The 6095-nt window shown below is 51.6% G+C and carries 5 protein-coding genes; all 5 read left to right on the forward strand.

The features are described 5' to 3' along the window. Nucleotides 1-88 precede the first annotated feature (88 nt). The 5 genes from A918_RS0105680 (at nt 89) to A918_RS0105705 (ending at nt 6047) form a co-directional block, all read left to right on the forward strand. Nucleotides 89-1966 (forward strand): ABC transporter ATP-binding protein, encoded by a 1878-nt coding sequence (locus A918_RS0105680; RefSeq protein ID WP_022710121.1) that lies wholly within the window; start codon nt 89-91, stop codon nt 1964-1966. A gap of 580 nt (nt 1967-2546) precedes the next feature. Then, on the forward strand, nt 2547-3110 hold the full coding sequence (gene petA, locus A918_RS0105690; protein WP_028233437.1) for a ubiquinol-cytochrome c reductase iron-sulfur subunit: 564 nt from the start codon (nt 2547-2549) through the stop codon (nt 3108-3110). 20 nt (nt 3111-3130) lie between these two features. Then, nucleotides 3131-4408: a cytochrome b N-terminal domain-containing protein gene (locus A918_RS0105695; RefSeq protein ID WP_022710124.1), complete on the forward strand. Its 1278-nt coding sequence runs from the start codon at nt 3131-3133 to the stop codon at nt 4406-4408. 29 nt (nt 4409-4437) lie between these two features. Next, nucleotides 4438-5298 carry a cytochrome c1 gene (locus tag A918_RS0105700; RefSeq protein ID WP_022710125.1) on the forward strand — a complete coding sequence of 287 codons (861 nt, stop codon included), beginning with the start codon at nt 4438-4440 and terminating at the stop codon, nt 5296-5298. A gap of 203 nt (nt 5299-5501) precedes the next feature. Then, a complete protein-coding gene (locus tag A918_RS0105705; protein ID WP_022710126.1) occupies nt 5502-6047 on the forward strand; it encodes an adenine phosphoribosyltransferase in 546 nt (181 codons plus the stop codon). The last annotated feature ends 48 nt before the right edge of the window (nt 6048-6095 follow it).

Consider the following 6095-nt stretch of genomic DNA (forward strand, 5'->3'; position numbering starts at 1 on the left):
AAAACATCAGCAACTTGCTTGCCGATTCTGTTTTGCATGCGCCTTCCTGCCTGTAATGATTGCGGGATGCTGCGGAAAGGCCTTCCCGATGAATATGATTTACCGTCTGTTTGAAAACTGGATTGATCCGTTGCAGGATTTCGACGGTAAACGCCCGCCGCAAACCACAATGCGGTTTCTCTGGCATTATATTTATCAGGCGCGCTGGCCTTTGCTGCTGGCTCTGATTGTTGGTGGTATTTTGCCGCTTCTGGAAGCCGGCCTGTTCTATTTCACCGGACGCATTGTTGATATTCTTGACCAGAGTGCAATGGAGCGCAGCTGGCACGGTCTTTATATCAGCGCCGGTTATGAATTATTGGCCATGGGGTTTATCGTGCTGGTGGTGCGGGTGCTGATGACCGCGCTCAGCTCCTTGCTGGATGATCAGACAATCACGCCCGGATTTTACAATCTGATCCGCTGGCAGGCGAACTCCTATGTGCTGCGTCAGTCCTATGCTTTTTTCCAGAATGATTTTTCAGGCCGTATCGCTACCAAAGTCTGGCAGGCAGGGCAGGCGGCCGGTGATCTGATTACCAGTTTCATTCAGGTTGTCTGGTTTATGATTATTTACAGCATCACAACATTGCTGCTGTTCGGTCAGCTCGACTGGCGGCTTGCGGTACTGGTGGTGGTGTGGATGGTGTTATTCGCGTGGATTGCACGCCTCTATCTGCCGACCATGCGTAAACAGGCTGAGGCCAGTGCTGAGGCCGGCTCGCTGATCAACGGTCGTATCGTCGACAGCTATACCAATATTCAGACCATCAAGCTGAATACGCCGGATATGGATCAGGCCTATCTGCGGTCAGGCTTTGCCAGTTATATCAAGACCATGCTGCCTTTCATGCGCACGCTCACAGGAATGCGCGTTTCCATGACTGCGCTTTCCAGCCTGATGATTGTGCTGGTTGCGGCATTCTCGATTGATCTGTGGACTAAAGGTCAGGCGACAGTGGGTGAGGTAGCTTTTACGCTCGGTCTGGTTCTGCGTCTGAATATGCTGCTTGGTCGTTTGATGATGCAGATGAATGGTATGCTACGCTCCTATGGTGTGATTGAAAACTCCATGCGGCTGATCTCTGCACCGCTCGGCATGGAAGACAAACGCGATGCCAAGCCGCTGCAGGTGACTTCCGGTGCGATTGATATTGAGCATGTAACTTTCCGTTATGGCTCCGAGAATGAAAACAAGGTGAAGGCCGGTGTGCTGAGTGATATCAGCCTTGCCATTCGCGGCGGCGAGCGTGTCGGGCTGATCGGTCACTCCGGTGCCGGTAAAACCACGCTGATCAATCTGATGCTGCGGCTCTATGATGTCGATACCGGCTCTGTGCGCATTGACGGGCAGGATGTGCGCGATGTGACGCAAAGCTCATTGCGCGCGGCTTTTGCGGTGGTCAGTCAGGAGACGGCACTGCTGCACCGCTCTTTGCGCGACAATATTATGCTGGCGAAAGCCGATGCTTCTGAGGAAGAACTGCGCTTTGCCGCCAGTCAGGCCGAGGCTGAGGAATTTATCGGCGCTTTGGAAGATTACAAAGGGCGTAAAGCCTATGATGCTTTTGTCGGTGAGCGCGGCGTTAAATTGTCTGGCGGACAGCGGCAGAGAATCAGTATTGCCCGTGCCGTTTTGAAAAATGCGCCGATTCTTATTCTTGATGAGGCCACATCAGCTCTCGATTCAGAGGTCGAGGCAGCCATTCAGGAAAATCTGGCACGGCTGATGGCGGGTAAAACCGTGATCGCTATTGCGCATCGCCTGTCGACAATTGCACAGCTGGATCGTCTGGTTGTACTGGATCATGGCCGGATTGCCGAAAGCGGCACTCATGACGAACTGATTGCTTCGGGTGGCATTTATGCCGGTTTATGGGCGCGTCAGTCCGGTGGCTTTCTTGGTGAGGCCGATGAGGAAAACTGAATAGCGGGGAAAATTCTCCCCGCGTGAACTTTGCGCGTGATCGGTCAAAACAGAGTTCTTATGCCGGTTGATGACGGAAATGCAGTGTTTTATGACGTTTTTGTAACTCTTTACGCGGTTGTTGCATCTGCAGTCTGCCGTCTCATATTTTATATTGCATATCAGTAAACCGGATTTCCTGACCGGTTCGGGCAGAGCCCCGCTTTATTTAAAAACTGTTCGCAGGTAATTTTATACAGGTGCGAAACTGCCGTTTACCTGTTCTGCCCCGTGTGATTTTGCACGAAATGGTCACAGGTGCTTTGCCATTGATACGGGTGAGGAAAGCCGTTTTTTGACCATAGTGCGGCCTTCACTTTGCCGGTTTCCATGCCTGCGACATGGTGCCGTAAGTGCCTCAGATGACTGGACAAGCTTTTTTATCATGCCTAAACCTTGAACAAGGTGGGGGAGTTATGTCCGGTTTGTATCTGTTTTCAGGTCTTACAGCTCTCAGCACAAAACGTCACATAATTACGGACGAATGTGCTCGCGGACAACAGAGGACAGTTCAACATGCAAGTCAAAAAGGAAGTGGTACGTGAGCGCACACGACACAGCTGAGCCGACACGGCGTGATTTTCTGTACATAGCGACGGGAATGGCCGGCGTAGTCGGTGCTGCCGGCTTGGCATGGCCATTTATCGACCAGATGCGGCCGGATGCTTCAACCCTTGCGGCGGCATCCATTGAAGTGGACGTTTCGTCCCTCGCGGAAGGCGGATCGCTGACAGTAAAATGGCGCGGTAAGCCGGTATTTATCCGTAACCGTACGGCTAAAGAAATCGAAGATGCCAAAAACACGCCGATGTCTGCATTGAAGGACCCTCTGGCGCGTAATGCCAATCTGGCAGCAGACGCACCGGCTTCGGATCTGGAACGCACTGCCGGTGAAGGCAAAGAAAACTGGATCGTCATGATCGGCGTTTGTACCCATCTGGGTTGCGTGCCGCTTGGTGAAGCCGGTGAATTCGGCGGATGGTTCTGCCCGTGCCACGGTTCGACTTATGATACGGCTGGCCGTATCCGCAGTGGTCCGGCACCGGAAAACATGCACATTCCGGAATTTGCATTCATTTCCGATACCGTCATTAAAGTCGGTTGAGTGGTCTGAGGAGAAATTTTATGAGCGGCGGACACTCTTCATATACGCCAAAGACCGGTATCGAAAAATGGGTTGACGCAAGGCTGCCTCTGCCGCGCCTCGTCTATGACTCGTTTATTGCTTATCCGGTTCCGCGTAACCTGAACTATATGTATACATTCGGCGGCATTCTGGCCTTCATGCTGATTGCTCAGCTGTTGACCGGTATTGTGCTGGCTATGCATTATGCAGCATCCACCCAGCTGGCTTTCGGCTCGGTTGAAAAGATCATGCGCGATGTCAATTCCGGCTGGTTGCTGCGTTATATGCACTCTAATGGTGCATCCTTCTTCTTTATTGCGGTTTACCTGCATATCGCCCGCGGTATGTATTACGGTTCCTATAAGGCTCCGCGTGAGCTGCTGTGGATCCTCGGCGTGGTCATTTTCCTGCTGATGATGGCAACCGCATTCATGGGCTATGTGCTGCCATGGGGACAGATGTCCTTCTGGGGTGCGACCGTTATTACTGGCTTCTTTACGGCGTTTCCGATTATCGGTGAACCGATCCAGCAGCTGCTGCTTGGCGGTTTTGCCGTGGATAATCCGACACTGAACCGATTCTTCTCGCTGCACTATCTTCTGCCGTTCATGATTGCCGGTGTTGTTGTGCTGCACGTATGGGCACTGCATGTGACCGGTCAGACAAACCCGACCGGTATTGAAGTGAAAACGAAGACAGATACACTGCCGTTCACACCTTATGCGACGATCAAAGACGCATTCGGCGCGGTCGTGTTCTTCATCTTCTTCGCCTATTTCGTCTTCTATATGCCGAACTATCTTGGCCATCCGGATAACTATATTGAAGCAAATGCGATGGTAACCCCTGCGCATATCGTCCCTGAATGGTACTTCCTGCCGTTCTATGCGATGCTGCGTGCGATTACCTTCAATATCGGCCCGATCGACTCCAAGCTCGGCGGCGTTCTGGTGATGTTTGGTTCGATTGCTATCCTGTTTGTGCTGCCATGGCTTGATACATCGAAGGTACGTTCGGCGGTTTATCGTCCTTGGTTCAAGATGTTCTTCTGGGTATTTGTCGCCAATGCGATTTTCCTCGGCTGGCTCGGTTCCCGTCCTGCTGAGGGTGTCTATACCCTGATGGCGCAGATCGGCACGCTGTATTATTTCGCATTCTTTATCATCATTCTGCCGGTACTCGGTTTGGTTGAAAAGCCGAAGCGTATACCAAACTCCATCACTGAAGCGGTTCTCGGTTCGGATGATGAAGTTGCAAAAGCAGATGCTAAAGCCTGATTGCAGCACCAGATAGGAAGAGTACAGTTATGAAAATGTTCTTTACCGGTCTTGCTGCTTTCGGTCTGGCCACAGCGCTCACACTGGGCGCTGTACAGGCTGAGACTGCGGGCAGTGAAGCAGAACCGGCACATTACCCGATCAAGCATCCGACACAGGAAAGCTGGTCATTCGCAGGGCCTTTCGGCACTTATGACAAGGCACAGTTGCAGCGCGGCCTGAAAATTTACAAGGAAGTCTGCTCCGCCTGTCACTCGATGAAACTGGTACCGTTCCGCACGCTGAGCGATCTTGGTTATAATGATGACCAGATCAAAGCTTTTGCTGCGGAATATGAAGTGCAGGACGGCCCGAATGCTGACGGTGAAATGTTCACCCGTGCTGCACGTCCGGGCGATTATTTCCCGTCACCTTTCGCGAATGCGGAAGCCGCGGCCGCTGCCAATAATAATGCAGTTCCGCCGGATTTCTCGCTGATCGCCAAAGCGCGTGGTGTTGAGCGTGGTTTCCCGACATTTGTGTTTGATATTTTCACGCAATATGCGGAAGCGGGTCCTGATTATATTCATGCCCTGCTGACCAGCTATGATGAAACACCACCTGCAGGTATGCAGATTCCGGAAGGTACGCATTATAACCCTGCCTTTATCGCCGGTAAGTCGCTTGCTATGGCCAAGCCGCTCAGCGATGGTCAGGTGACCTATGATGACGGTTCGCCGGAAACAGTTGAACAATATTCGCGCGATATTTCTGCGTTCCTGATGTGGGCTGCTGAGCCGCATATGGAAGATCGTAAGAAGACCGGCTTCCGCGTTATCGTGTTCCTGCTGTTGCTGGGTGCAATTGTTTACGCAACGAAACGTCGTGTTTTTGCGGGTATTAAACACTAATTGGCTTCACACTGATCGTGTGATCCTATAAATAAGAAAAAGGGCGCTTAGGGCGTCCTTTTTTATGTGAAGTTTGATCTGTTTTATCTGCTTACTGTGCGTAGCCGGTAAACAGAGCGCTATAACGCCGGATGGCGATTATCTGTCTCAACAGAGGATTGAACGGATAGAGCCAGCCAGAGAGTTACAAATGAGGATTTGCCATGAATGATGAAACCAAAGAGTTTCTGAAGGCTTCGTTGCGTACAATTCCGGACTATCCGCGTCCGGGCGTAATGTTTCGCGATGTAACGACACTGATGGGCAATCCTCAGGCTTTCCGTCGTGCGATTGATGAACTGGTATTTCCTTTTGCCGGTGGCAAAGCTGACAAGATTGCCGGCGTAGAAGCCCGTGGCTTTATTCTCGGCGGCGCGATGGCGCATCAGTTGTCGGCCGGTTTCGTGCCGATCCGTAAAAAAGGCAAGCTGCCTTATGAGACTGTGCGTATTGCCTATAGTCTGGAATACGGCCTTGATGAAATGGAAATGCATAGCGATGCGATCCATCCGGGCGAACGGGTCATCCTCGTTGACGATCTGATTGCAACCGGCGGTACGGCTGTTGCAGCGGTCAACCTACTGCGTCAGATGAAAGCTGAAATTGTTGCTGCCTGTTTCATTATCGATCTGCCTGATCTGGGCGGACGCAAGAAGTTGGAAGAACTTGGTGTGCAGGTTCGTACCTTGCTGGAATTTGAAGGCGATTAAGTCTTCTTATCTGTGAAATTAATAAGAAGCCTGCCTGAGCAATCAGGC

Origin of the sequence: Pseudochrobactrum sp. AO18b, assembly GCF_000409565.1 — a bacterium.
Taxonomy (GTDB): Bacteria; Pseudomonadota; Alphaproteobacteria; order Rhizobiales; family Rhizobiaceae; genus Pseudochrobactrum; species Pseudochrobactrum saccharolyticum.